This window comes from Amycolatopsis pigmentata (genome assembly GCF_042684065.1).
GTDB lineage: Bacteria > Actinomycetota > Actinomycetes > Mycobacteriales > Pseudonocardiaceae > Amycolatopsis_E > Amycolatopsis_E pigmentata.
The window spans coordinates 478,596-502,289 of the sequence record NZ_JBHUKR010000006.1 but is presented as its reverse complement, the minus strand read 5'-3'; the positions used below and the strand labels follow the sequence as shown (position 1 = coordinate 502,289).

The following is a 23,694-nucleotide window of genomic DNA, read 5'->3' as shown; positions in this document are numbered from 1 at the left end:
AGTTCACCTAGCTGCGTGTCGGGTTTGCCGACCGCAGCCTATCCACCGTCGCCCCGGGTGGTCCGACGCGGCGCGCAGAAGACGCCGATAAGACATCTGCCCGTCCTCGGGCGGACATCAGCCGAGGGGCGCCGGATCGCCGTCTTCGGCGGGGTCGAGGACCGGATCGTCGGCCTCCAGTTCGGCGCGCGCCGCGGCACATCGCGGGGCCAGTTGGTAGCGGATCGCGCGGCTGATTTCCCCGAGAGCACGCACCTGTTCCGGCGTGAGTGCGTCGAAAAGCGCCTCCCGCACGGCTTCGACGTGCCCCGGCGCGGCGGCCTCCAGCGCGGCGAAACCCTGCGGGGTGAGCGAAGCGAAGGAACCGCGCTTGTCGGTCGGGCAGGAGTTCCGGCGGACCCAGCCGTTTTCCTCCAGGCGGGCAACGGCGTGGGAAAGGCGGCTGCGGGAGGAACGGCAACGGTCGGCCAGGTCGCTCATCCGCAAGGTCCGCTCCGGCGCCTCGGACAAGACGACCAGGACCTCGTAGTAGGTCTGCGGCATTCGGGCGTCGCGCTGGAGCTGACCCTCGACGTGCGCGCGGAGCATGTCGACGGCCCCGGAGAACTCACGCCACACGCGCTGTTCAGCCTCGCTGAGCCATCGTGTCCCGGACATGCCCTCCATCCTACCCCTAGTTGAACCCTCAATCTCCCTTCGCTACAGTGGGCGGCGGGCCTTTGATTGAGGGTTCAACCAAGCTTACGAACGTTCCGAAGGAGTCAGCCATGAGCGCGCCCACCACGGAGATCCCTGGATACACCGCCGGCACCTGGACCATCGACCCGGTGCACTCCCACGTCGCCTTCACCGTCCGCCACCTCGGCGTGTCGAAGGTCCGCGGCAGCTTCGACCAGGTCGAGACGAGCATCACCACCGGCGAGAACATCCTCGACTCCAAGGTGACCACCACCATCCAGGCCGCCAGCATCAACACCCACAACGAGCAGCGCGACAACCACGTCCGCAGTGCGGAGTTCCTCGACGTCGAGACCTACCCCACCCTGACGTTCACCTCGACGGGTGTGCGTTTCGAGGACGGCGACTTCTTCATCGACGGCGAGCTGACCATCCACGGTGTGACCAAGCCGGTGTCCCTGGAGGCCGAACTCGGTGGCTTCGGCGACGGCATGGCCCCCGGCAGCAAGGTCCTCGGCGTGTCGGCCCGCACCGAGATCAGCCGGAGCGACTTCGGTGTCGGCGCGGGACTGCCCACCGCGGTGGTCTCCGACAAGATCAAGATCGAGCTGGACATCGAGGCCGGTCTCCAGGCCTAGCGCGTAGTTCAAAGGCGCCCGTCGGGCGCCGATGCCCCCCGACGGCGACCGCCCCTGGTGGTCGCCGCGGCGGCGTCGGCCCGGCGGGTTTTTCGTGCGTCGCGTCAGGCTTCTCGCCACGCCGCGGCGAGCAGGGCCCGGGTCTCCCCCAGCAACTGCGGGAGCACCTTCGTGTGCCCGATGACCGGCATGAAGTTCGCGTCCCCGCCCCAGCGGGGAACGACATGCTGGTGCAGGTGGGCGGCGATCCCCGCGCCGGCCACGACCCCCTGGTTCATGCCGATGTTGAACCCGTGCGCCCCAGACACCGACCGCACCACGGTCATGGCGCGCTGGGTGAAGTGGGCGATTTCGATGGTTTCCTCGTCGGTCAGGTCCGTGTAGTCCGCGACGTGCCGGTACGGCAACAGCATCAGATGCCCCGGGTTGTACGGATACAGGTTCAGCACCGCGAACACCTGCTCACCGCGGGCGACGATCAACGCCTTGTCGTCGTCCATCGCGATCAGCCGGCAGAAGGGGCAGCCCTCGGGCTCGTCGCCCTCGGAGCGGCCCTGGTCCTGGATGTAGGACATCCGGTGCGGGGTCCACAGCCGCTGGAGCGCGTCGGGGACGCCGACGCCGTCCTGCGGCACGGTTTCCGGAGTCATCCCAGGACCGCCCCGACGGCCTCGGCGGTCGGCGAAGCGTTCTCGCGGCGCGCGATCCAGCCCGCGATCGCCTCGACGGCGTCGGTCACCGGCACGCCGTTGATCTGGCTGCCGTCCCGGAACCGGAACGACACCGCGCCCGCTTCCACGTCCCGTGGCCCGGCCAGCAGCATGAACGGCACCTTCTGCGTGGTGTGGGTCCGGATCTTCTTCTGCATCCGGTCGTCACTGGTGTCGATCTCGACCCGGACTCCCTTGGTGCGCAAGGCCTTCTCCACCCCGCGCAGGTGCTCGGCGTGCTCGTCGGCGATCGGGATGCCGACCACCTGGACCGGCGAAAGCCATGCCGGGAACGCGCCCGCGTAGTGCTCGGTGAGCACGCCGAAGAACCGCTCGATCGACCCGAACAGCGCGCGGTGGATCATCACCGGCTGCTGCCTCGTGCCGTCGGCCGCCTGGTAGGACAGCTCGAACCGCTTCGGCTGGTTGAAGTCGAGCTGGATGGTGGACATCTGCCAGGTGCGGCCGATCGCGTCCTTGGCCTGCACCGAGATCTTCGGCCCGTAGAACGCGGCTCCGCCGGGGTCGGGCACCAAGTCCAGGCCGGAGGCCTCGGCGGCCGCGCGCAGCGCCTCGGTGGCCTCCTCCCACTCCCCCGGGTCACCGATGAACTTCGGCGAATCGTCCCTTGTGGACAGTTCGAGATAGAAGTCGTCGAGGCCGTAGTCGCGCAGCAGGTCGAGCACGAAGGTCAGCAGCGAGCGCAGTTCGCCCGGCATCTGCTCCTTGGTGCAGTAGATGTGCGAGTCGTCCTGGGTCATGCCCCGGACGCGGGTCAGCCCGTGCACCACGCCGGACTTCTCGTACCGGTAGACCGAACCGAACTCGAACAGCCGCAGCGGCAGCTCGCGGTAGGACCGTCCGCGGGAGCGGAAGATCAGGTTGTGCATCGGGCAGTTCATCGCCTTGACGTAGTAGTCGGCGCCCTCGAACCGCATCGGGGGGAACATGCTCTCCGCGTAGTGCGGGAGGTGCCCGGAGGTTTCGAACAACCCGCCCTTGGTCACGTGCGGGGTGTTGACGAACTCGTAGCCGTTCTGTTCGTGCTTCTGCCGCGAGTACGCCTCGAGTTCGCGCCGGATGATGCCGCCCTTGGGATGGAACACCGGCAGGCCCGAACCCAGCTCCTCGGGGAAGGAGAACAGGTCCAGCTCGGCGCCCAGCTTGCGGTGGTCCCGCCGCTCGGCTTCGGCGAGCATCTCCAGGTAGGCGTCCAGTGCCTCCTGGGACTCCCATGCGGTGCCGTAGATCCGCTGCAGCTGCGGGTTCTTCTCGTCACCGCGCCAGTAGGCGGCGGCCACCCTGGTCAGGGTGAAGGCCGGGATGTACTTGGTGGTGGGCACGTGCGGGCCGCGGCACAGGTCGCTCCAGACGACTTCCTTGGTGCGCGCGTCGAGGTTGTCGTAGCTGGTCAGCTCTCCCCCGCCGACCTCCATCACTTCGGAGGTGTCGACGTTCTCGTCGCCGGATTTGAGGTCGACCAGTTCGAGCTTGAAGGGCTCTCCGGCGAGTTCCTCGCGGGCCGCCTCGACGGAGTCGAAGACCCGGCGCGAGAACTGCTGGGAACTCTTGATGATCTGCTTCATGCGCTTTTCGAGCGCGCGCAGGTCTTCCGGCGTGAACGGGTCCTTGACCGCGAAGTCGTAGTAGAAGCCGTCCTTGACCGGCGGGCCGATGCCGAGCTTGGCCTCGGGGAACTGCTGCTGCACCGCCTGGGCCAGCACGTGCGCGGCCGAGTGGCGGATCACCGAGCGGCCGTCCTCGGTGTCCGCCGCGACCGGCTCGACCTCGGCACCGGATTCCGGCGCCCAGGACAGGTCGCGCAGGCAGCCATCGCCGTCGCGGACCACGACGATGGCACCGGGCCCCCGCGTCGGCAGGCCCGCCTCGCGGACGGCGCTGCCCGCCGTGGTCCCGGCCGGCACCACCACGCGCGAGGCGGGTGTGGTTGCGGCGGGCGACGGCTGGTTCACGATGGGCTCCTTCGACGGCGAATCGGGTTCGAGGGGGTTACCCGACGATGCTATCCGCCGCCCGCCTGCCTCTTTCGAGACCTCCGGGATTAGAGGGTCTCGACGACCTCGTGGTAGTCCAGCCGCGGCAGGCGGTCGAACCACGGGTTGTCGCCGGGCTTGCCGATGTTGATCACCACCAGCGAGCGCCACTTCCTGTCGGCGAAGAACTCGGCGTCCACCCCGGCGCTGTCGAAGCCGGTCATCGGCCCGGCGGCCAGGCCCGCGGCACGGACGCCGATGATGAAGTAACCGATCTGGAGCAGCGAGTTCAGCCGCGCGAAGCCCTCGCGGCCGGCCTCGTCGGTGAAGAAGTTCTTCGCCTCGGGCTTGTGGGGGAAGGTCTTCGGCAGGTTCTCGTGGAAGTCGGTGTCGGCGGCGAGCACGACGGTGACCGGTGCGCTCTCGGTCTTGGCGCGGTTGCCCTCGGACATGTGCGGCAGCAGGCGCCGCCTGCCTTCGGCGCCGCGGATCACCAGCGCGCGGAGCGGCTGGGTGTTCATCGAGGTGGGCGCCCACTTGACCAGGTCGTAGATGGCCTGGAGCTGCTCGTCCGAGACGGGCTCGTCACTGAAGGTGTTGGCCGTCCTGGCCTCGCGGAACAGCAGGTCCTGCACGTCGCGCGGAAGATGCAGCGCGTCGGCCACAGGGGCCGGAGAGGTGGTCGTGGAGGTCATCGGAATGCCTTCAACTCCTAGGTCGGGAAGGGTCGTTCACCGTCTTCCCGATCAACGTGATTGAGCGCTTGACTATTTCCGGTGTGGGCCCGATCACTCTCGCGGGCGGACCCTCAGCGGTAGATGTGCACCCAGTCGACGTCCACCGTCGACCGGATCGGCGGCACGTCGGCCGCGGTCCTCGGCACGAAGTTCTGCTGAAGCACCAGGTGCATCGGCTGGTGCGGCACGTTCTTCGTGTCGGTGAGCGCCAGCCAGGCCACGCCGTCGATGTAGCAGGTGATGTGGTCGGGCTGCCAGTCGACCGCGAAGTTGTGCCACTTGGTCAGGTCGACGTACTTGCGCCAGTAGCCGGCCTGCACGTTGCCAGGACCATGCATCCAGCTCTCGATGTACTGGCGGTTCGGGTCGTACTCCTCGGCGAAGTCGATCTCGCCGATCGACGTCCAGTGTTCGTCGTCCTCTGGCCACAACAGGAAGACCGGGTCGTAGGCGATCGCCGCCGGGGCGGGGAACCGTGCCCGCACCTCCCAGCGGCCGTAGGTCTGATTCTCGCGCCAGGCCATGCCGCACGTGGTGCCGACGCTGTCGTGCGCTCCGGCGATGGTCAGCACACCGTTCCGCACGGTGCACTGCTTCGCGCTCCACGTCATGTTCGCCGCGTTGTCGCGACCGTCGTAGACGCTCCAGTTGTCCGGGTTGATCCCGTTCGAGTCGAACTCGTCACCGTCGGTCCGCTGCCAGCCGAAGTTCTTGGCGGCTTCGTCGGACGTGGGTGCGTTCCCCGCGATGGTGGGCGTGCTCACCAAAGGCGTGTCCGCCCCTCCGGAAGCCGTGCCGGCGCCGTCGAACCGTCGCGTGCTGACCACCACGGCGACCACGGCCCCCACGATGAGAACCAGACTGCAGACAATGATGATCGCGCGACGGTTCACGGGCGACAAAATACCCCGCCCTTCCGCCGCTGTTTCACCGGCTCTCTTCTTCGGTCGATTTCGCCCGCTTTCGAGAAAGTTACCTGTTGCCGTGCGGGGCGAAAGATCCGTACATCCGGTGCGTCAGTTCCGCTGTGCCTGGCGCCGAGCCACGAAGAAAGCAGCCTGCCTCCTCAGCCGCGCACCCGGTGCCTTCGCCGCCCCGACCAGCCGGTCGAGGCGTGGCACCGCCCACTCGGGCGCGGTCGCGACGCGTTCGGAAAGCGCGCGCTGCTCGGCGTATTCGGCCCGCTGTGCCTGTGCCGACAACGATCCCCGGCCGATCCGGAACGCGGCCAGCGATTCGGCCATGCCGTGAAAATTCCCGTGCTCGAGCAGCCGGATCCACAACGCGAGGTCCAGCGGGAACCGCCATCGCGCGTCGAACCCGCCCACCGCGTCGAAGTGCTCGCGACGGAACAGGGCGCACGCCGGTTCGCCCAGCGGATTGCCGCCGTGGCGCACGATCTTGCGGATCACCGACCGGGCCTCGTGACGACCGGTCAGGCCCCGCAGTCCCCGGCCGCGCGCGATCGGCACCGCCTGTTCGTTGACCAGATCGCGGCGGCTGCACACCAGCGCGAGACCCGGGTCCGCGTCGAGAACCGTGTGCTGGCGTTCCAGGCACCGCGGGTGCACCAGGTCGTCGGCACACACCAGTTTCACCAACGGCGCACGCGTTTTCTCCACGGCGCGGTTCCAGTTCGCCGCCAGCGGCAGCACATCGGCATTGCGCTCCACCCGCAGCCTCGGATCGTCGAAGCCGCGCAGGATTTCGGCGGTCCCGTCGGTGGAGGCGTTGTCCAGGACGAGAAGCTCGAAGTCTTCGAAGGTCTGCGCGAGAATGCTCGACAACGTGTCGGCCAGGTAGCGCTCGGCCTGATAGGCCGGCACGCAGACGGCGACTGCCGGTGTGCTCACCGCGATTCTTCCCCTTTCGTTCGCCCGCTCGTGGCCGCTTTTCCGCGAATGCGACTTACGCCGTCTTTTATTAAGGCATCAGGCCTACCACGATGCGCCAAATGGCTCCGGCCACGGTCAGGAACGTCAGCGACACCGCGACCAGGTCCAGTACCCGCACCCGGCCTGTGCGCGCGGCCGCGGAATCGGTCGACCGGCGCCCGACCGCGAGTTCCTTGAGGACCGTGCGCACGACGAGCACCACCAGCAGGGCCACCCCCAGCACGGCGGTGACCAGCGTGAGGACGTCCGCCGCGCTCAAGCCCCCTCCACCGCCCGGATGTCTCCGCCCGCCCCGACCAGCCTGGCGGGCACCCCGGCGTAGACGCCCGCGACCTCGCAGTCGCGGCTGACCACCGCACCGGCCGCGATCACCACGTCATCGGCGATCCGCACCCCGGGCAGGATCTGCGCGCGAGCCCCGACCCACACCCGGTCACCGACGACCACCGGCTTCGGCTCGGCGACCCGCGAGACCGTGCCGTCGGGGAGCCGTTCGTGATGCGAGGTCACGATCATGACCTGGGGCCCGAACTGGCAGCCGTCGCCGATGGTGACCCGACCGACGGTCTCCAGGTAGCACTCGCAGTTGAGGAAGGTCCGGCTGCCGATTTCGAGGTTGCGCATCGACCCCACGACGCGCAGCCCGGGGAAGATGTTGCCCGAGCGGACGCGGGCACCGAGCGCGCGGTAGCCGAGCAGCCGCAGCGGCCGCGGCACCAGCCAACTGCCCAGCACCCCGTTGACCACCACGCCGACGGTCACCGTCCACAGGTCGATGTAGACCTGCCCGGCCAGCCGCCGGATCAGGGAGTTCCGTCCCGTCGTCTCGTCCAACCCCGCTCCTCCGCCGGCGCCCACAGTTCCCCCGAACGTTGAGCACAAGATAGGGCGCGGCCGGAGGGACCCCGGTCACCGGGTTGACGTCACGCGCGGCGTGCCGGTCAGCCCGCACTCCCGTCGCCCGCCGGCCTGTCCAGCGCCGGGGCGGTACGGGCGAGCACCGTGGCGTCGCCGTCGATGAAGACGCCGCGGTACAGGCCCGTCTCGGTCAGCTCCTTGATGAACTGGCCGCCGAAGTCGTAGGGCACCTGATCGAAGATCCTCAGGTAGGCGAACTGTGGTCCGCTGAGGACCAGATAGTCGGGTCCGTTGGTCCGCACGCAGCCGACGAGTTCGCTCAGGCTGTCCAGCTTCGGGCAGTAACCGTCCACTTCGTACTGCTGGACCTCACCGACCCGCGAGAACGACAACGGCACCGAGTTGACCAGCGCGTCCACCCGCTGCCCGTCCTGGGCCTGCTGGATGGCCCAGGACGCGGCGGTGACGTCGGACTTGGTGAAGCTGGTGTAGGCGTCGTTGCCGCCCCGCGCGGTGATCGTGGTGGCGATCAGTCCGGTGACCACCAGCCAGGGCACCGCGGCCAGCGCGATGGTGCGCCCGGGCTGGTTCCGCCAGCGCCACCGTCGCGCGGCGGTGGCGGAACGTTCCAGCGCGATCGACGCGGGGAGCGCGAGCAGTGGCAGCGCGAACAGGAAGCAGCGCATGAACACTTCGCCGCCGTAGGGCTGCGCGACGGCGATCCCGAAGGGCGCGACGCACAGCACCGGCAGCAGCCAGGACCGCAGCGAGTCCCGGCGCATGAACACGATGCCGACCGCAGCGAGGGCGACCATGAACACGGAGATGACGACCCTGGTCAGCAGAACGACGAGGTGCCCGACGTCACCGGTGAAGCGGTCCACGATGCCCTGGTCCACCGACGAACTGATGTCGCCGAGCGGGCTGAGGATCATCTGGATGAGCTGACCGCTCCAGAATTCCGAAGCCCCCAGCGAGAACCAGACCACGGCGGCGCCGAACACCACGAAGGGCAACCAGGCGGGCCAGAGCCTGCCGAACACCAGGACCAGCAACAACAACGCGCCGAGCAGGAACGGGGTGAGCTGGTGGGTGACCGCGAGCGCGAGCCCGATCAGCACCACCGCGCCCTGCGCGACGAGCCGGGCCTTCGGGCTCGATCGTGGCGCGAGGCGGGCACGCAGGCGGGCGCGCACCGGCTCGGTCAGCCGGGGACGGACCAGATGGCGGAACGTCAGGGTGAGCGCCGCCAGCAGCATCACCATCGCCGTGCCCTGTGGCGAAAAGTAGTCCTGCTCGGTCCAGTTCGCGGCGAGGAACAGCCACGGCGCGATCCAGGAGGCACGCCGGTTTCCCAGCGCGGACACCGCCAGCGCCCGCACCCCGAGCACGGACATGCCCGACAGCACCGTCGGCGCCCAGTTCAGCAAGGGCACCGCGCTGGGAATCCCGGCGGCCTTGGTGATCAGCGCGATGAGCGAGAAGAACCCGGCCCAGGAGAAGCGGGCGTCGTAGTTGTGCAGGATGTCGCCGTGGTCGGCGATGTAGCCGGAAAAACCCACGTGCAGCCAGGCGACCGGGAGCCGCGCGACCTGTTCGACCGCGGGCTGGAGTCCGTAGACGCCGAGCACGCCGAGCGTCGTGTAGACGCCGAGGACCCAGTTTCTGGGCTGGTACCGCAGCAGTTCCAGCACCACGGCGCCGACCAGCAACGGGAACGAAAGCAGCAAAGGGATGGACAGCTCGGCCACGATGCCGGCGCCGCCGATCTGCTCCGGTGCGATCGGATGCAGGCCGACGATCCACAGGATGATCGCGACCCCGGCCATGCCCGGCCCGAAAAACGGGTCGGTGAGCAGGCCCGATCCCGCGACGGCGGCGCGGCCGGGCGGTTTCGCGGCGTCTCGCGCGGGAGGCGCCTCCGGGGCGGGTTCGGTCAGGGCGGGCGGAGCGGCGAGGCGGGCGACCCTTCCCGCGGCGGGGATGTAGCGGGTCGGCGGTCCGTCCGGCGGAGCGTCGTAGTGCATCGGCCGGTTCGGCCCGGCGAAGCGGCGTACCGGACGGTTTCCGGTCAGGGCGCGCAGAAACCGGGTAGGCGCGTCCATGTTCGCTTTCGCGGCTTCGGTTTCCGGTTTCCCGTCGTGCGGCTTCGGGTCGCTGGCCTTTCCGGTCACCGCGGGCAGAAACTGGGTCGGTGCCTCGGAGTCCGGCTTGGGCGGGGCGGACTTCGCCGCGCCGGTGTCCGCCTCCGGTTTCGGCTTCACCGCGGGCAGGAACTGGGTCGGCGCCTCCCCTTTGTCAGCCTCGGTTTCCGGTTTTCCGGTGTTCTCCGGCTCTTTCTCGTTCTTGTCCGGCACTTTCGGATGGACGTCGGTATCGCCCTTGTCCGTCTTGGGCAGAAACCAGGTCGGCACCTGCCGATCCGGCTTCCCTTTTCCGGCATCCGCCCGCGCGTCGGCCTTCGGCTTCGCGTCGGCCTTCGCGACGGAAACATCAGCGGCCACGGCGGGCAGCAACCGGGTCGGCGACTCCGCATCCGGCTTGGGCGCGGTGGACTTCACCGCGCCGGTGTCCCCCTCCGGCTTCGGCTTCACCGCGGGCAGGAACTGGGTCGGCCCCTCCCCTTTGTCAGCCTCGGTTTCGAGTTTCCCGGTGTTCTCCGGCTCTTTCTCGTTCTTGTCCGGCACTTTCGGATGGACGTCGGTATCGCCCTTGTCCCTCTTGGGCAGAAACCAGGTCGGCACCTGCCGATCCGACTTCCCTTTTCCGGCATCCGCCCGCGCGTCGGCCTTCGGCTTCGCGTCGGCCTTCGCGACGGAAACATCAGCGGCCACGGCGGGCAACAACCGGGTCGGCGACTCCGCATCCGGCTTGGGCGCGGTGGACTTCACCGCGCCGGTGTCCCCCTCCGGCTTCGCTTTCACCGCGGGCAGAAACCGGGTCGGTGATTCGGGGCCGGAAGTCTCGGGAGCCTTGGAAATCTTCGTGCCCGGATCCGTCGAGTCCGAATCGGGCGAATTCGGGGGCTCGGCGCCGTCCAGGATGCGCATCAGCCGGGTGGGCGCCTCCGCGTCCGCCTTTTCGGCGTCCGCCCTGGATTCGCCCGCGTCCGTGCCCCGCGCGGGGTCGGTGCGGCCCTCTTTCATGCCCTCCCCCGAGGATCCAGCAGGGCCACGAGGGCGAGTACGGACTGGACGACGAGCATGCCGACGCCGAAGGCGGTTTCGCTCGGCATCACGAGGGCCAGCCCGACGGCCAGCCCGGCCGTGGCCGCCTGGAATCCGGCGACCGAACCACCGCGTCCGGCGGCCAGGTGCACCGCGACCCCCACGATCACCGCGAGGCGCGGGAACTGGGCCACGAGCAGGATCCGGAGCAGTCCGGCACCCTGCGTGTACTCCGGTCCGAAGATCGCCAGCAGGACCCCGGCCAGGAGCACGCCGAGCAGTAGTACGGGGGCGAAGACCAGCGCGAGGCGCCGGGATGCCGCCGTCACCAGGGCCCGCGAGGGGCCGGGCTCGCCGGACAGACGGACCACCAGCGGGTTGACGAAGACCGTCGCGGCGAGATCGAGCGCGCTGATCGCGGTCCAGACCACGAAGAAGACCGCGTTCGCCTCGGCACCGAAGCGGTGCAGGACGATGATCGGCATCAGGTTGTAGAGCACCACCACGCACACCGTCGCCGGGTACGTGGGCGCCAGCAGCCGTACGACCTCACGCCGGTCCGGGAGCGTGCCGGGCACCGGGCCGGGCCGTACCCGGTGGAACACCAGCGCGCTCACCACCAGCACGCCCAGCACGGTCGGCACCACCCACGACGTGATCAGGCCCAGCGAGCCGGTCAGGGGCGCGAGCACGCCGAGAAGGGCCAGCCGCAGGACGCTGAACGAGGTGTTCTCGACCGGAACCCAGCGCGCCTGGCCGAGCCCGGTGAGCACCGAGTCCTGGAACTGGAACAGTGTCCAGCCCACCGCGGCGGGCAGGAAAAGCGCCGCTCCGGCGGGCAACCGGTGGACGACCTCGCCGCCGGCGGGTACGAGGATGAACACCACGGCGCCCGCCAAACCGCCCAGCAGCACCGCGAGGTAGCCGCGGCCGAGCAGCCGGCGGCGCTGGGAACCGGCCCGTGGAAGCCATCGCAGCACCGCTGGGCCCAGGCCGAGTTCGGCGATCCCGGCCACCAGAAGGAATCCCGAGACGAACGCCGAGGTGTCACCGACCTCGGCGGGCGGCAGCAGCCGCGCGGCGAGGATCCAGCCGGCCATCCCGGCCACCGCGGTGATCGCCGCACTGGCCGACAGCGCGAGCCCGTCGGCCACCATCCCGCGCCCGGCGGTCTTGGCCGTCACCGTGGACCGGCCTCGGTGCCCGTTTTCGACGGTTCCGCGGCCGGCGCGGCGCTCGCCTGGTCCGATGGCACCTTCGCGGGCGGCCTGCTGCGCAGCACGTGGTGCGCGAGCAGGGGAACCGTGAAGAGCACGAGCACGAGCACGGCCGTGATCGGATGCCACGCCTTGGTCAGCACCATGACCTGCGCGATCACGATCGCGATCGAGAGCGACAGGCCGATCGCGCTGATCCACGTCACCGACAGATGCCGCACGTTGACATAGGAAATCAGCGCCCAGCCGGGGGCCGCGCCGACGAACAGCAGCACGGCGACGGTGCGGACCGGGTTCTCCCAGCCCGTGACGATCGTGCCGACCACCATCAGGCACACGGCAAGGAGGCAGTACGCGGTGATCCGGCGGATCCGCAACTGCTCGCCCACGCGTGCCCCTTCCCCGACCAAGCCCCGGAACATGGTCACCGCGAGCCGAAGCGTAACCCGCTGCCGGGGGTCATGGGGCGTGCCGCCTCCTCCACCGTGACGACCGCGCCACCGCCCATGACCGGCTCAGTGCCACCGGGCCCTCCAGCATGCCGTATCGCTCGTCGCGCCTGAGCTGCCGGAGCCTGGCCCGGGCCGCGCGGTCGGCCAGGGGGAGTTCGGGAGTGCGTGAGGACAGCCGCGCCAGGCCCCGCGGAACCCGGCGCAGGATGGAGAAGACGACCACCGGCCGCCGCGCCACGGACAGCAGCAGCATCGCCGACAGGCCGACCCCGTACCCGCGCATGCGTTCGCGAAGCTCGAGCCAGTCGGCACGGTGGGTGTGCCGCGCGACCGCGTGCGGGGTGTAGACGACGGTGCCGCCGGCGCGGGCCAGCCGCACGAACAGGTCGAGGTCCTCCCCCGCCATCGACGGCGTGCCCGCGCCGAGGAGCGGGTCGAAACCACCGAGTCCCTCGAACGTCGAGCGCCGCCAGGTGGTGCAGCTTCCCGGACCGTAACGCGCCATCGACAGCGGGTAGAGCGGGTCTTCCCGGACCGTTTCGCGGTCCAGACGTTGGCGCCGCACCGTGTGGCTGTAGCCCTTGAGCCGTTCGAACAGGACTTCGGCATCGGTTTCCAGGCTCGCCGGGAGCACCAGCGCGGTCACGCAGCCGACGGAGGGATCCGCGACGAACTCCTCGGCCACCGCGTCGAACCAGCCCCGTTCGACACTGATGTTCTCGTCCACGAAGGCGATCAGTTCGCCCTTGCTCGCCCGGGCCCCGGTGTTGCGCGCGACGCTGACACCCTTGACCGGCTCGACGAGGTACCGGGCGCCGAGGGACTCGACCTCACGTCGCAGCCACGGATCGCCGACCTCGTCCGGCCCATCCGGCGGGAAGTTGTCCACCACCAGGATTTCCAGGTGCGGATAGCCGGCCGCGAGCGCGGCCCGCACGCTGGTGACCGCCTGCTCCTTCCGGTGCGCGGTCGGGATGACGACGCTGATCAGCGGCCGCTCGAACGCCGGGCGCGGACGGCTGTGCCCCCGCGCGATGATCTCGTCGAGCCGCACCACCCCGCCGGAGACCGGCAGCAGCACCACGTCCAGCGTGCGTTCGCCGTCCCGCACCAGCACCTGCGCCGCGCGGTACCGGCCGACGGTCCTGGCAGGCACCGGGATTTCGCCCCGCGCCACGGAAGCGTCCACGGAAAGGTCCACAGTGGACACATGGATCGGGCCGTGCACCAGGCGCGGCATCGCCGGGCGGATGCGCAGCCGCTGGCCCGCGACCGCGCCGCGCAGGTACCCGGCGGCCGTCGCCGACACCACCGCGCCCAGCGCGAACACCCCGGGCAGGCTGCCCCGCACGAGTTCCCGCGCCACCGCGGCCGGGATCACCTTGCGCAGATAGTCCCGCTCGGTGGCCAGCGCGGCGTCCGCGCCGACGGTGCGCGACACCTGGGCCTTCGAAATCCCCTCGCCCCAGCCCCGCCGGCCCAGATACGACCAGGTGAGCCGGTCCGGGGTGACCCGGTGGTGCACGAGCGCCTCCGGACGGAACAGGATCACCGAGCCCGGCGACGCCTGCCGCAGGCGGATGCACAGTTCGGTCTCTTCGCAGCCGAGCGGGGTACGGCCGACCCGGCCGAGGTCTTCGGCGAACCGGCCGGCCAGCCCGAAGGCTTCCCGCCGGAAGGACATGTTGCAGCCGATCAGGTTCCGGACCGGAGTGTCCACCTCTGGTTGTCCGACATAGGTGCAGCCGACCACCCAGTCCAGTTCGCCGGGCAGCAGCGCCGGCCTGGTCCCGTCGGGCCACCGGGGCCGCGCCGCGCCACCGACGGCGAGCACGCGCGTGTCGCGGTAGCCCGCCAGCAACTGTTCGAGCCAGTCGGGCGCGGCCACGGCGTCGTCGTCGAGGAACGCGATCACGTCGCCCTTGGCGAGGTCGATCGCGGTGTTGCGGGCCCCGGAAAGCCCGCGCTTGCCGGTGTTCTCGGTGACCGTGACCCCGACGAACTCGGCGGCCGCCCGCTCGGCCAGTTCCGTGTTGCAGTCGATGACCACGATGATTTCGCCCGGCGGCACGGTCTGCTCGCGCACCGAGGCGACGGCCGCGACGAGGTCGTCCCAGCGCCGTTCGGTGTAGGCGCAGATGACCACGGAGGTGGCCAGGTCCCGTGGCGCGGCCCGGGTCATATCGCGCCTTCTGCTTCCAGTAGCGGTGCAGGCAGGAACGGTCCAAACCGCCGGGTACGGCGCTGCCGGCCCACTCGCTGCCACTCGGCGACCAGCGTCCGCAGCACGCGGCCGCCGTCGCTGAACGTGCGCAGGTTCGTCTCCCCGTGCAACCGTCTCCGCTCGACGCTGGGCACCTCGGTGATCCACAGGCCCAGCGCCGCCACGCGGCAGTTGATCACGGTCTCGATCTCGAACCCGTCGCCCCACAGCATCGTCTCGCCGGGCGGCGTGAAGACCGGGGGCAGCGACAGCATCGGGACCAGGTCACGCCAGAAAGCGTTGTAGCCGTAGCACAAGTCGGTGAAACCACCGCTGAACAAGCTGTTGCTCAGCCGGTTCAGACCCAGATTGCCCGCCGCCCGAAGACCGGTGATGTCGTGGCTGCCGCCGCCCGGCGCGAACCGCGTGCCCTTGGCGAAATCCGCTCCCCCGACGAGCGCGCCGACGAACGTGGCGATCTCCGCCGGATCGGCCGAGCCGTCGGCGTCGAACATCACGATCACGTCGCCCGAAGCCGCGAGAAAGCCACAGGCGAGCGCGTTTCCCTTGCCCCGCCGGGTCTGCCGGATCACCCGGACCCCGGGCAGTGCGGCGCGCGCGACGGCGGCGGTGTTGTCCCGGGAATGCCCGTCGACGACGATCACCTCGTACACCGGAGGCAGTTCGGGCAGGACCTCACGTAGGTTGGGCGCCTCGTTCTTGGCCGGCACCACAACGGACACGCGGGGTTCGGGGCCCCGGCGTGGCGGGTGGGCGGCCGCGTAGGCGAGCGCGTCGCCCAGGTTCTCGAATTCGTCGGCGTCGGTGGCGCCGAGGGGTCTCGGAGTGTCGATGATGGTCACGCTGTTCCCTCCGCGACTCTGCGCGCCCCCGCGATCGAGTCGACGGGGCGCTCCCTATCAACCCAACTCACGTCGAGCGGCTGGGCGCCCCGCCGCCGCGATAGCGAATAAAAAGGGCGCGCTCGGTAATCACCTTGACAAGTGCGAGTTGCCGTGAAGGTTGTCACTCGTAGTCCTCACAGGGATCGGGGGGAGGGTTAGAGCGGGTGCGGGACTTCCCGCGGGGTGGTTCAGGTTCCTCGAAGATCGGGACTGAGTTTTCCTCGGTCCTGCTGTTCTTTCAGCCAGGCCAGCCTCGTGTAGCGCTGAGTGAAGGCCTCGCTGGTCAAGCCGTGTTCGGTGTAGGCCTTGGCGAGTTCGGCGGCCCCCGCCTCGACGGTCCACCGCGGGTGGAAACCGGGCAGCGCGGCGCGGATGCGGGAGAAGTCGACGCGGTACGAACGCGGATCCGCACCGGCCTCACCGGTGATCACCAGGCGCGAGCCGGGCACCGCGGCGACGACCGATTCGGCGATCTGGCGCACAGTCAGGTTGTTGGCCTCGATGCCGACGTTGAAGGCGCGATCGTGGACGGCCTCGACCGGAGCCGTCAGCGCGGCGGCGAACGCGGCGGCGATGTCGAGGGCGTGCACCAGGGGTCGCCACGGCGTGCCGTCGGAGAGCACCCGCACCGCGGAGGTGAGTACGGCGTGGCCCACCAGGTTGTTGAGCACGATGTCCGCCCGCGGCCGGGGAGAAAACCCGAACGCGGTCGCGTTCCGCAGGTACACCGGGCTGAAGCCGGGCCCCGCGAGGTCGTGCAGATCGTCCTCGACGCGCACCTTCGATTCCGCGTAGGGCGTGACCGGCCGCAGCGGCGCGTCCTCGTCGACGAGACCATCGCCGGCCGCGCCGTACACCGAACACGTCGAGGCATAGAGGAAACGGCTGACACCCGCGTCCTTGGCCAGCTTCGCCAGCTGGACGGAGGCGGTGTGGTTGATCTCGTAGGTCAGTTCCGGCCTCAGCGAACCCAAGGGGTCGTTGGACAACGCGGCCAGGTGCACCACCGCGTCGACACCGGCAAGGTGGTCCGCCGTGACGTCCCGTAGGTCCAGCGCCTCGCCGGGCGGATCATCGGGGTGAGGGCCGAGAACGCATGCGGCGAACAGTCCCGAGTCCAGACCCAGCACCTCGTGCCCGGCCGCCCGCAGCACCGGCGCCATCACCGACCCGAGATAACCCTGATGCCCGGTCAGCAAAACCCTCATGCTCGTGCCTCCGCCATCACGTCCGGCCGTTCCCACACCATCCACGGGCGGGCGCCGCTTTCGTAGGCGGCATCGAGCGCCGCGCGTTCCTTGAAGGTGTCGGCAGGCTGCCAGAACCCTCGGTAGGGGTAGGCGATCAACCGTCCCCGCTCGGCGAGCGAGCCACATCCGTCCTCGACGAGATCACCGTTTTCCGGGATGTGGTCGAAGATCTCCTGCCGCAGCACGAAGAATCCGGCGTTCTCCCACACCGGGAGCGTTCTCGCGGAACTGATCGACTGGACGCGGTTGCCGTCGAGCTGGACACAGTGGAACGACACCTGGGGCGGCACCACCATCATCGACGCCCCGGCATCACTCGTGGCCAGTGTGTCGATCATGGCGTCGAGCGGCGCGTCGGAGAGCACGTCGGCGTAGTTGGCCAGGAACAACTCCTCGCCGTCGACGTACTCGCGCACGCGTCGCAGCCGCTCGCCGATCGAGGACTCCAGCCCGGTGTGCACGAAGGTGATCTGCCAGTCGCTGATGTCGGTGGACAGCAGTTCGACCCGGCCGCCGCGCAGCACGAAGTCGTTCGAGGCGGTTTCGGTGTAGGAGAGGAAGAAATCCTTGATGTGGTGCGCGCCGTAGCCGAGGCAGAGCACGAAGTCGGTGTGCCCGTAGTGGGCGTAGTAGCGCATCACGTGCCACAACAACGGCCGCGGGCCGACCATCTGCATCGGCTTGGGCACGTCGTCGGCGGGGCCGTTGCGCATGCGCATCCCGTACCCCCCGCAAAAGAGCACGACCTTCATTTCTCCCCCGCGAGCTCGCGCGCCCCCGCGATCGTGTCGACAGGGCGCTCCTTTCCAGCCCGCCTGACACAGAACCGATGGGCGCCCTGCCGCCCCGATGAGGGGGTCTGGGGGCTTGCCCCCAGCGGGGGTGTGGGGGCCATGTCCCCACAGAACACCGGATAAAAAGGGCGCGCGCTGTGGTCACCTTGATTGCCGCGCGTCACGTTCGTCATCCCGATCGTCACGGGCTCACCACCTCCAGCCGGGGAATCGGGAAGACCAGCCTGCCGCCCCACTCCGCGATCGGGGCCAGTTGGCGGGTCAGTTCGGCGCGCAGATTCCAGGGCAGCACCAGAACATAGTCCGGCCGGTCCTCGGCGATCCGCGCGGGATCGAAAATCGGAACGCGGGTTCCGGGCGTGTACCGGCCTTGCTTGTAGGGATTGCGATCGACCGTGTACGGCAGCAGGTCCGGCCGGATCCCGCAGTGATTGAGCAAGGTGTTTCCCTTGCCAGGCGCGCCGTATCCCACGACCCGCTCGCCACGGCGGCGGGCTTGGACGAGGAAGTCGAGCAGGTCCACGCGCACGTCGCTCACCCGCCGGGCGAAACCGGCGTAGCCGGACAGTTCGTGAAGGCCCGCGGCCTTCTCCTCGGTGAGCACGGCGTGCACGCGCTCACTCGGCGGACCGGCGACCGCGTCCGGGCGCGCCCACAGCCGGATGGAGCCACCGTGGGTCTCCAGGCGCTCGACATCGACCACGGACAGCCCGGCGGTGGCCAGCGCGCGCCGCGCGGTCGCCACCGTGTAGTACTGGAAGTGCTCGTGATAGATGGTGTCGTACTGGTTCAGCTCGAGCAGGCTCAGCAGGTGCTGCACCTCGATCGACACCCAGCCGTCGTCGGCCACCAGGGCACGCAGACCCGCGGTGAAGCCGAGGATGTCGGGGATGTGCGCGTAGACGTTGTTCGCCACGACGAGATCGGCCGCGCCATGGTCACGCCGCACCGCCTCGCCGGTGGCCGCGTCGAGGAAGGCGGTCAGCGTCGGCACCCCCGCCTCGCGGGCGGCTTCGCCGACGTTGACCGACGGCTCGATGCCGAGGCAGCGCAACCCGCGCCGGACGATGTCACGCAGGAGGTAGCCGTCGTTGCTGGCGACCTCGACCACGAAGCTGCCCTGGTCCAGTCCGAGCCGGGTCACCGCCTCGTCGGCGAACTTCCCCGCGTGCGCCAGCCAGGACCGGGAAAAGGACGAGAAATAGGCGTATTCCGTGAAGGTCTCGACCGGGTCGATGAGCGGCGGGATCTGCGCCAGACGGCAGTCCGCGCAGACGCGCAGATGCAGCGGGTAGGTCGGCTCGGGCCGGTCGAGTTCGGCCTCCGACAGGAAGGACTCGCAGGGCGGGCTCGCGCCCAGGTCCACCACGCTGACCAGGTCGGCCGACCCGCACAAACGGCAGGCGAGCGCGGCGCGGGAGTCGCCCGCCGTCGTCTGACCGCTCGTCCAGCGGTCTGAAGACAGTCTCGCCGGATCCTCTTCGGAATCGCCCGCCATCCTCGCGATGACACCTCTGTCGGATAGTGCCCCATGGAACCGGGGTTTTGTACGTCACGAGGACTATAGAAGGACCCCCCTTCCGTGTTACGGACAACCGGGGGATTAAACGGGGTCATCTGGGGCAATCTTGCAACAACCGTGCGTCCGAACGGGGGAAGATCAACGCAGAAATCGCCCTGACCAGGGGATATTAGGCCAGGATCCAATCACAGCTCGTGTCGTCCAGCGCGGGGAACGCGGTCCGGACCTCGGCGAGAAGATCGGGCACGAACAACAGGACGGCACCGGGCGGATCCCCGGTGAGGACCTCGGGTCCGACGATCGGGATATCGCCCGCGGGCATCCGCCGCCCCCGCTTCGCGGGCGAGGCGTCCACAATCGCGGGGAGGAGGTCGGTGCCGATGCCTGCCTGCCGGAGCAACACCACGGCGCGGGAGGCCGCCCCGTAACCGACGACTCGCTTGCCGTCCCGCGCGCAGTCCGCCAGCCGGTCGCGCAGACGCTCGCAACCGCGAATGGCCTCGCGGCCGAGTTCCGAGGCCCGGGCCGGTGAGCTCACGCCCGCCGCGAGTTCCGCGCGCACCACGCGTTCGGTCCCGGGGTCTCCTTCGGCGGAGGCACGAAGTTCGAGCAGCACCGTGCCGCCGTAGAGAGGGAAGGTCCAACTGCGGCCCGGCGCGAGGCCCGCCGACGCGGCCAGCGTGATCGCGGCCGGAGTCGAGTAGTACGCGAAATGACCGTGCCGCAAGGCGTTCCACTGCCGCTGCGCGAGAATGGAGGCCAGCGAGTGGAACTGCATCAGCAGTGCGCCGCCGGGCGCGAGACGCGCCGCGCGTTCGGCCATCGCCGCGCGTTGATCGGCCTCGTGCATCAGCCCGAAACAGTCCAGCACGACATCGGCCGGTTCGCCGTCGCGTGCTTCACACATCCCGGCCTCGCGCAGCAGCGGAAGCCACGAGCCGCCATGCGGGCTGCCGAACTCGGTCACCGTTCCGCCGGGACGCAGCAGGCCCGCCTCGCGCAAGGTGCGCACCGCGGCGGCGGCCTGTTCGGTCAGCGCCCGCGGTTCCACCCCGGCCGGTTCCTCACGCGTCCCCGGGTCCTCCATCAGTTGAGCCAGCGCACATCCGGCACACATCCACATCCGCAACGGGAACAGCGGGTCCGGCCCGGGATCCGTGGCGGGCGGGAACAGGTCACACGGGGGCTGCGACCCCAGATCGAGCACGATCGTGCCGTCGGTCCCCCCGCACGCGCGGCAGGTCATCATGCTCGCTCACTTTCTTCCGCGAGTTTGCGCGCCCCCGCGATCGTGTCGACAGGGCGCTCCTTACCAGCACGTGTCACGTCTAGTGGGTGGGCGCCCTGCCGCCCCGATAGCGGAAAGAGAGGGCGCGCTCTGTGGTCACCCTGATAGCCGCGGATTGACGCTAGGCGGTTCACTGCTGACCCGAGGCGAGGGTGACCGCCAGCTTCTCGACGTGGAAAGCCTCGGCATAGCCGGTGTGCTGCTGGATGCCCCGCAACCGGGCCAGTCCCAGGAACGCGTCCTCGGTGTACCAGTCCTTGCCGTGCTGCGACGGATAGTGCTTGGCCAGCAACTCGGTCTTGCGCTTCGCCATCGCCTCCGCCAGCGGCTGGTACACCGAAGGCTGGACCAGATCACCGTCCCACTTGGCGATCTCGTAGCCGAGCACCAGATGATCGCGGAAGACCTGGGGCACGATCTCGGCCACGAGCCGGTGATCCTGGTGCCGGTCCCCGCGATGCGGAGCGAACACCAGGTCGGGGTCGACCCGTGCCCGCAACGTGGCGACGGCGTCCTTCACCTGGCTCCAGTGCGCCGGCATCCGGCCGTCCGGCAGGTCCAGCACGGTCACCTCGACGGCGGCGGGAGCGCAGAAATCGGCCAGCGCCGCGCGTTCCTCGTCCTCGCGGACGGTGCCGGCGCCGCTCAGCACGAGGGCGTGGACGCTGAGGTCCGGCCGCCCCGCGCACAGCGTCAGCAGGCTGCCGCCGGCTCCGATGGGCAGGTCGTCGCAGTGCGCGGCGAGGAGCGCGACCCGGCTGATTCCGGGCAGTTCCAAGGAAAGCACGACGGCAGCCTAGTAAGCGCCACGGCCGCCGAGCACGGCCCGCGCGGTCTTCCACAGGATCGCCACGTCCAGCGCCAGTGACCAGTCCTCCACGTAGCGCAGGTCGAGCCGGACGCTTTCCTCCCAGCTGAGATCGCTCCGGCCGCTGACCTGCCACAGCCCGGTGATGCCGGGCTTGACCAGAAGCCTTCGTTGCGCCGCGCGCTCGTAGGTCACGGTCTCCTCGGGCAGCGGCGGTCGCGGACCGACCAGGGACATGCGGCCTGCCAGCACGTTGAACAACTGGGGAAGCTCGTCGAGGGAGTACCGGCGCAGCACGGCACCGACCCTGGTCACCCGGGGATCGCGACGCATCTTGAACAACGGGCCCGCGGCGTCGTTGGAAGCCAGCAACCTGGCCCGCACCGCGTCCGCGTCGACCACCATGCTGCGGAACTTGATCATGGTGAAGGTGGTGCCGTCCCGGCCGACCCGGCGCTGCCGGTAGAACACCGGGCCGCCGTCACCGCACTTGACCAGCAGCGCGATCGTCAGCAGCAGCGGTGAGAGCAGCACGATCAGGCACGCGGCCACCGCGCGGTCGACGACTTCCTTGATCATCCGGCGGCCCCCGCCGAAGGAAGGCGCGCTGACTCGCAGCAACGGCATGCCCAGCACGCCGGAGAAGTTCAGCCGGGGCCCGGCGACCTCCATCAGCACCGGCGCCACCACCATCTCGGCGCCCGTGCCTTCCAGGTCCCAGGCCAGCCGGCGCAGACGGTCCGGGTTCCAGTACGGGTCGGCGGTCACCGCGACCACCCGGTAACCGCCGCGTCGCACCTGGTCGGCCACTTGGTCGAGCCGCCCGGCCACGGCGACCCCGGCGATCTCCCCGGTACCGCGCTCCCCCGTGCACACGGCTTCGACCCGCCAGCCGACGTGCGCGTCGGCGCGCGTGCGGTGGACGAGTTCGGCCACCGTGTCCGGCGCGCCCGCGGCCATGACCGGGAGCATGCACTGGCCACGACGGCGGGCCCGGTGCAGCGCCTGCCGTAACAGGTAGCGCTGGAACAGGGCGAGCACCGCGACCGTGGGCACCACGAGGAAAACCCACGGTTGCACGTCGAGCGCACCGAACAGGAGACCGGCGAGCGCGACCAGGATGGCGGAGGCGGCCAGGCCCCGGATCAGGCGCCGGTACTCCTCGGCTCCCTCACCCAGCACATGCTGGTTCCACGCGCGGCTCATCGGCAACACGCACACGATGGTGGCCGCGGTGCCGGAGGCGTGCAGGAAATACGGCTGGCCGGTGATCCGGAGAATGACGAACGCGGCCACGGCGATCACCACGGCGGTGGCCGCGACATCGCTGGAAATCACGACCGCCCGGTACCGCCGTTCCCACCGCGCCGCGTCCACCTTGGACGGTTTCGGCCGACGGGACACCGGTGTCGGACCGACCCGCACCAACGCCTCGCCGAAAGGGGACGGTCTGTCCTCCGGCTCGTCCATCCGACCTCCCGCGTCGTCCGGCCGTGGAAACGGCGTGCGAAACACGCCGAACAACCACCGAAAGTAATCATTGCGTGAAACTCGCCCACCATGCGGTGAACGATGCTGACCTGGAGTCGGCCGCGCTCGGCACCGCGTTACAGCAGCGGTTATGACATTTTCGCGCGAAAGCCGGACACGGTGCGAAAAACCATGACCACACGACGTCATGGTTGCCACGCGTCGACAACTACGGAAAGTAGTCGGTTACTTCACCACGAACGGATTTTCTCGCCGATCCGGCCGATATAGCCCGCCACCGCGTCGGCGGCGAGATCCGGCAAACCGAAGAGTACTTCGGTGACCCCGGCTTCGGCCCAGCGTCCGAGCTGATCACGGTCGGGTTTACCGGCGAGCGCGACCACCTCGGGCGCGCCGGGCCGGCCGGCGTCCTGCCAGATCTGGCGCAGCAGTGCGGTCTTGGCGGCGATACCCCGGTCGGCAGGCGTGGTGAGCCAGCCGTCGGCCGACCGCGCGATCCAGGCGAAGGTCTTCTCGGTCCCGCCCGCGCCGATGACGACCGGGATCGGCGACTGCACCGGCTTCGGCCACGCCCACGAAGGCCCGAACTTCACGAAGTCCCCTTCGTAGGCCGCTTCTTCGTCGGTCCACAGCGCCCGCATGGCCTCCAGGTACTCGCGCAGGACGGTTCGCCGCCTGCCGAGCGGGACGCCGTGGTCGGCGAGTTCGTCGGTGTTCCAGCCGAAACCCGCGCCGAGGGTCACGCGCCCGCCGGAGAGATGATCGAGTGAGGCGATGGTCTTGGCCAGGGTGATCGGGTCGTGCTCGGCCGGCAGCGCCACCGCGGTCGAGAGCCTGATACGGCTGGTCACCGCGGCGGCCATGGCCAGCGCGACCCACGGATCCAGGGTGCGCATGTACCGGTCGTCCGGCAGGCTCGCGTCACCCGTGCCCGGATGAGCCGCGTCGCGCCGCACCGGAATGTGTGTGTGCTCCGGAACGGACAGCGAATCGAGCCCCGCCTCTTCGGCCGCTCGCGCCGCGTCGGCGGGCGTGATGCCACGGTCGCTGGTGAACAGGACCACCCCGTACCTCATAAGTAGAACAT

Annotated in this window: 21 protein-coding genes; 1 reads left to right on the top strand and 20 read right to left on the bottom strand. The window is 69.6% G+C overall.

What is annotated here, in order from left to right; genetic code table 11:
* Positions 1–117 precede the first annotated feature (117 nt).
* Complete coding sequence (locus ACFSXZ_RS10195; protein WP_378263716.1) at positions 118–657, bottom strand: MarR family winged helix-turn-helix transcriptional regulator; 540 nt, start codon at positions 655–657, stop codon at positions 118–120.
* Positions 658–767: 110 nt separating this feature from the next.
* Here ACFSXZ_RS10195 and ACFSXZ_RS10190 point away from each other — a divergent pair, with 110 nt between their 5' ends.
* Positions 768–1,316, top strand: a complete 549-nt coding sequence (locus tag ACFSXZ_RS10190; protein WP_378263714.1) for a YceI family protein — start codon at positions 768–770, stop codon at positions 1,314–1,316.
* Between the two features lie 104 nt (positions 1,317–1,420).
* Here ACFSXZ_RS10190 and ACFSXZ_RS10185 read toward each other — a convergent pair whose 3' ends face one another.
* The 19 genes from ACFSXZ_RS10185 to ACFSXZ_RS10095 form a co-directional block, all read right to left on the bottom strand.
* On the bottom strand, positions 1,421–1,966 hold the full coding sequence (locus ACFSXZ_RS10185) for an HIT family protein (protein ID WP_378263712.1): 546 nt from the start codon (positions 1,964–1,966) through the stop codon (positions 1,421–1,423).
* A complete protein-coding gene (gene thrS, locus ACFSXZ_RS10180) occupies positions 1,963–3,999 on the bottom strand; it encodes a threonine--tRNA ligase (protein ID WP_378263710.1) in 2,037 nt (678 codons plus the stop codon). Before thrS ends, ACFSXZ_RS10185 begins: the two co-directional genes overlap by 4 nt.
* Before the next feature lie 89 nt (positions 4,000–4,088).
* Positions 4,089–4,715 carry a malonic semialdehyde reductase gene (locus tag ACFSXZ_RS10175; protein ID WP_378263708.1) on the bottom strand — a complete coding sequence of 209 codons (627 nt, stop codon included), beginning with the start codon at positions 4,713–4,715 and terminating at the stop codon, positions 4,089–4,091.
* 113 nt (positions 4,716–4,828) lie between these two features.
* Positions 4,829–5,650, bottom strand: coding sequence for a glycoside hydrolase family 16 protein (locus tag ACFSXZ_RS10170; protein WP_378263706.1), 822 nt, complete (start codon positions 5,648–5,650; stop codon positions 4,829–4,831).
* A 123-nt stretch (positions 5,651–5,773) separates the two neighbouring features.
* Positions 5,774–6,610: a glycosyltransferase family 2 protein gene (locus tag ACFSXZ_RS10165; RefSeq protein WP_378263704.1), complete on the bottom strand. Its 837-nt coding sequence runs from the start codon at positions 6,608–6,610 to the stop codon at positions 5,774–5,776.
* A 70-nt stretch (positions 6,611–6,680) separates the two neighbouring features.
* A complete protein-coding gene (locus ACFSXZ_RS10160; protein WP_378263702.1) occupies positions 6,681–6,911 on the bottom strand; it encodes a hypothetical protein in 231 nt (76 codons plus the stop codon).
* Positions 6,908–7,486 (bottom strand): acyltransferase, encoded by a 579-nt coding sequence (locus ACFSXZ_RS10155; RefSeq protein WP_378263700.1) that lies wholly within the window; start codon positions 7,484–7,486, stop codon positions 6,908–6,910. Before ACFSXZ_RS10155 ends, ACFSXZ_RS10160 begins: the two co-directional genes overlap by 4 nt.
* A gap of 107 nt (positions 7,487–7,593) precedes the next feature.
* Complete coding sequence (locus ACFSXZ_RS10150; protein WP_378263698.1) at positions 7,594–10,656, bottom strand: hypothetical protein; 3,063 nt, start codon at positions 10,654–10,656, stop codon at positions 7,594–7,596.
* The gene (locus tag ACFSXZ_RS10145; RefSeq protein ID WP_378263696.1) at positions 10,653–11,861 is read right to left on the bottom strand and encodes a lipopolysaccharide biosynthesis protein; all 1,209 of its coding nucleotides are present in this window, start codon (positions 11,859–11,861) and stop codon (positions 10,653–10,655) included. Before ACFSXZ_RS10145 ends, ACFSXZ_RS10150 begins: the two co-directional genes overlap by 4 nt.
* Positions 11,858–12,322, bottom strand: coding sequence for a hypothetical protein (locus ACFSXZ_RS10140; protein ID WP_378263694.1), 465 nt, complete (start codon positions 12,320–12,322; stop codon positions 11,858–11,860). The genes ACFSXZ_RS10145 and ACFSXZ_RS10140 overlap by 4 nt, the downstream gene beginning before the upstream one ends.
* A gap of 31 nt (positions 12,323–12,353) precedes the next feature.
* Positions 12,354–14,528: a glycosyltransferase gene (locus ACFSXZ_RS10135; protein WP_378263692.1), complete on the bottom strand. Its 2,175-nt coding sequence runs from the start codon at positions 14,526–14,528 to the stop codon at positions 12,354–12,356.
* Positions 14,525–15,412 carry a glycosyltransferase family 2 protein gene (locus ACFSXZ_RS10130; protein ID WP_378263690.1) on the bottom strand — a complete coding sequence of 296 codons (888 nt, stop codon included), beginning with the start codon at positions 15,410–15,412 and terminating at the stop codon, positions 14,525–14,527. Before ACFSXZ_RS10130 ends, ACFSXZ_RS10135 begins: the two co-directional genes overlap by 4 nt.
* 230 nt (positions 15,413–15,642) lie before the next feature.
* Positions 15,643–16,662 carry an NAD-dependent epimerase/dehydratase family protein gene (locus ACFSXZ_RS10125; RefSeq protein ID WP_378263688.1) on the bottom strand — a complete coding sequence of 340 codons (1,020 nt, stop codon included), beginning with the start codon at positions 16,660–16,662 and terminating at the stop codon, positions 15,643–15,645.
* On the bottom strand, positions 16,659–17,456 hold the full coding sequence (locus tag ACFSXZ_RS10120; protein ID WP_378263685.1) for a glucose-1-phosphate cytidylyltransferase: 798 nt from the start codon (positions 17,454–17,456) through the stop codon (positions 16,659–16,661). The genes ACFSXZ_RS10125 and ACFSXZ_RS10120 overlap by 4 nt, the downstream gene beginning before the upstream one ends.
* 223 nt (positions 17,457–17,679) lie before the next feature.
* Complete coding sequence (locus ACFSXZ_RS10115) at positions 17,680–18,996, bottom strand: class I SAM-dependent methyltransferase (RefSeq protein WP_378263683.1); 1,317 nt, start codon at positions 18,994–18,996, stop codon at positions 17,680–17,682.
* Between the two features lie 193 nt (positions 18,997–19,189).
* On the bottom strand, positions 19,190–20,269 hold the full coding sequence (locus tag ACFSXZ_RS10110) for a class I SAM-dependent methyltransferase (protein WP_378263681.1): 1,080 nt from the start codon (positions 20,267–20,269) through the stop codon (positions 19,190–19,192).
* A 169-nt stretch (positions 20,270–20,438) separates the two neighbouring features.
* The gene (locus tag ACFSXZ_RS10105; RefSeq protein ID WP_378263679.1) at positions 20,439–21,095 is read right to left on the bottom strand and encodes a PIG-L deacetylase family protein; all 657 of its coding nucleotides are present in this window, start codon (positions 21,093–21,095) and stop codon (positions 20,439–20,441) included.
* 9 nt (positions 21,096–21,104) lie between these two features.
* Positions 21,105–22,586: a sugar transferase gene (locus ACFSXZ_RS10100; RefSeq protein WP_378263676.1), complete on the bottom strand. Its 1,482-nt coding sequence runs from the start codon at positions 22,584–22,586 to the stop codon at positions 21,105–21,107.
* 251 nt (positions 22,587–22,837) lie between these two features.
* The gene (locus ACFSXZ_RS10095) at positions 22,838–23,683 is read right to left on the bottom strand and encodes an LLM class F420-dependent oxidoreductase (protein WP_378263674.1); all 846 of its coding nucleotides are present in this window, start codon (positions 23,681–23,683) and stop codon (positions 22,838–22,840) included.
* Between the last annotated feature and the right edge of the window lie 11 nt (positions 23,684–23,694).

Coding starts and splice junctions, on each gene's coding strand:
- ACFSXZ_RS10195 (WP_378263716.1), bottom strand. CDS start 657: ATGTCCGGGACACGATGGCTCAGCGAGGCTGAACAGCGCGTGTGGCGT.
- ACFSXZ_RS10190 (WP_378263714.1), top strand. CDS start 768: ATGAGCGCGCCCACCACGGAGATCCCTGGATACACCGCCGGCACCTGG.
- ACFSXZ_RS10185 (WP_378263712.1), bottom strand. CDS start 1,966: ATGACTCCGGAAACCGTGCCGCAGGACGGCGTCGGCGTCCCCGACGCG.
- ACFSXZ_RS10175 (WP_378263708.1), bottom strand. CDS start 4,715: ATGACCTCCACGACCACCTCTCCGGCCCCTGTGGCCGACGCGCTGCAT.
- ACFSXZ_RS10150 (WP_378263698.1), bottom strand. CDS start 10,656: ATGAAAGAGGGCCGCACCGACCCCGCGCGGGGCACGGACGCGGGCGAA.
- ACFSXZ_RS10135 (WP_378263692.1), bottom strand. CDS start 14,528: ATGACCCGGGCCGCGCCACGGGACCTGGCCACCTCCGTGGTCATCTGC.
- ACFSXZ_RS10125 (WP_378263688.1), bottom strand. CDS start 16,662: ATGAGGGTTTTGCTGACCGGGCATCAGGGTTATCTCGGGTCGGTGATG.
- ACFSXZ_RS10120 (WP_378263685.1), bottom strand. CDS start 17,456: ATGAAGGTCGTGCTCTTTTGCGGGGGGTACGGGATGCGCATGCGCAAC.
- ACFSXZ_RS10115 (WP_378263683.1), bottom strand. CDS start 18,996: ATGGCGGGCGATTCCGAAGAGGATCCGGCGAGACTGTCTTCAGACCGC.
- ACFSXZ_RS10110 (WP_378263681.1), bottom strand. CDS start 20,269: ATGATGACCTGCCGCGCGTGCGGGGGGACCGACGGCACGATCGTGCTC.
- ACFSXZ_RS10100 (WP_378263676.1), bottom strand. CDS start 22,586: ATGGACGAGCCGGAGGACAGACCGTCCCCTTTCGGCGAGGCGTTGGTG.
- ACFSXZ_RS10095 (WP_378263674.1), bottom strand. CDS start 23,683: ATGAGGTACGGGGTGGTCCTGTTCACCAGCGACCGTGGCATCACGCCC.